The organism is Ideonella sp. P3_A4, from assembly GCF_056403075.1.
The window spans coordinates 1-1,060 of the sequence record NZ_JBFUGE010001165.1 but is presented as its reverse complement, the minus strand read 5'-3'; the positions used below and the strand labels follow the sequence as shown (position 1 = coordinate 1,060).

Genomic DNA, 1,060 nt, shown 5'->3' with positions numbered 1-1,060 from the left:
GTATATTTCCCCATAGAACACCGAATCGAATGGCACGATTCGGCACGCTTCATCGTATTTCTTCTCTGGATTGTAAAACTCCTCAAATTTACCTTCTCGATAGACGGCTGACAGCCGCGCAAAGTCTTCCAGGCTTACTTTTGGCGGATTCGTGCGCACCGCAACGTTGAACCCCAGCGCGATTGCCTCATCTATCAACGCTTGGCTAAATTTTCTCAGTGAAAGTTGACATGACAGTAGGAATCGCCCGTCGAAGAAATCGTTTGTTAGCTTGCCGTCGGAGTAAGCCCGAACCGTCCGATCAGGACTGCCATCGGCATAAACCACGACCAAATGGCTCGTCTCAGGATGCCGTAAGTCTGGTGAGCAAAGCGTAACAGTGTTGGTCAACTCAGAATAKGAGCACCAAACCTTTAAATACGTCCTGACGGGTTCGTCGAGATGAACTTCTCCAAGCTCGACGACAAAAATCTCCTCACCGGAGTTTAAAGGCGCGGCAACTTCATGCTCAACCAAAACTCCACCCCCCCCTCTAAGGTCGATGAGACGGAACCACGCCAATAGGCCCCCTGCCGACCCAGTTTTGTCAATATTTTCTAGTGTAGATGGCACAGCGTCCTCACTTTAAGGGGGCCGCCGGAATCGCTGGAACATTAAAAGTCGTTCAAAATAAGGGGTTCTCGACGGCCGGTTTATCTGATTGCTCCTACTTTTATACCGGGGTGGCAGTTATGACGAGGTTCTGGAACACCGCGCCTGCAAAAAGTGGCACCCCCAAATCCATCGTGAGACTCGTTGAGTTCGAATTATATTGAGCCACGGCGGAAATCGTTTGACTCGACCCGGCTAGGGATCCCTCCACCGAAATTATTGAGGGAGTGGCCGCCGCTCCACCAATAACTACACAGGCGTTATTGCCTAGATCTGTCGACGTGGGAAGCAATTCAAATGTCATTTGTGAAGTCGAAAGGGGCAGTTGCGCGGTAGTTGCCAAGAGCGCTCCTTTTAGAGCCAGCCCGTAGGTCTCAGCGGCTTGTTGGACCGTGGCGGTGATTAGGCC

At 51.4% G+C, this 1,060-nt stretch carries 2 protein-coding genes; both read right to left on the bottom strand.

The features are described 5' to 3' along the window. Window positions 1-516 (bottom strand): hypothetical protein (locus AC1DYI_RS36665; protein ID WP_477208995.1); only part of this gene is annotated, 516 nt, incomplete at its 3' end. A gap of 196 nt (window positions 517-712) precedes the next feature. Then, window positions 713-1,060: hypothetical protein (locus AC1DYI_RS36660; RefSeq protein ID WP_477208994.1), on the bottom strand; the 348-nt coding region annotated here is incomplete at its 5' end.